Genomic DNA, 421 nt, shown 5'->3' with positions numbered 1-421 from the left:
GGCTGCGCTGTTCCGGACCGCCACGCAAGCAGAATGGACCGCGCGTTTTGCCGATGCCGATTGCTGTGTCACGCCCGTGCTGCGCATGGAAGAAGCGCTGCAACATCCGCTCTTTGTCGAGCGCAACAGCGTCGTGCAGGAGAACGGCGAGCCCGTGCAGCTCGCCTTGCCGCTACGGTTTGCCGATTGACGAACCGGCGCGGTCCAGCGCATCGAGCGAATCGAGCAGCCGCCCGGCTTCTTCCAGCTGGTGCTGGCTGAACACTCGGATGCCGTATTGGCGCAGCAGCGCCGCCGTCACGCCCTCGCCTTGCTGCAGTTGGCTGGAAAATGTCCCGTCGTAGAGAAACGCAGAACCGCAAGACGGGCTGCGCTCGGTGAGCACGGCGACTTGCACGCCGGCCGCCTGCGCAGCTTCCAG

Annotated in this window: 2 protein-coding genes; one reads left to right on the top strand and one right to left on the bottom strand. The window is 65.6% G+C overall.

Annotated features, from left to right (window positions below; genetic code table 11):
* The coding region (locus NBZ83_RS34745; protein WP_261576572.1) for a CoA transferase at positions 1-190 on the top strand (190 nt) is incomplete at its 5' end.
* On the opposite strand, the gene NBZ83_RS34740 is transcribed toward NBZ83_RS34745, so the two are convergent.
* On the bottom strand, positions 173-421 hold a 249-nt coding region (locus NBZ83_RS34740; RefSeq protein ID WP_261576571.1), incomplete at its 5' end, for a 2-thiouracil desulfurase family protein. The two genes, NBZ83_RS34745 and NBZ83_RS34740, sit on opposite strands and share 18 nt — an antisense overlap.

It is taken from the genome of Frankia gtarii (assembly GCF_025403375.1).
Taxonomy (GTDB): domain Bacteria; phylum Actinomycetota; class Actinomycetes; order Frankiales; family Frankiaceae; genus Frankia; species Frankia gtarii.
Note: the sequence above shows the minus strand (reverse complement) of the source record. Positions and strands in the feature narration are given on the sequence as shown.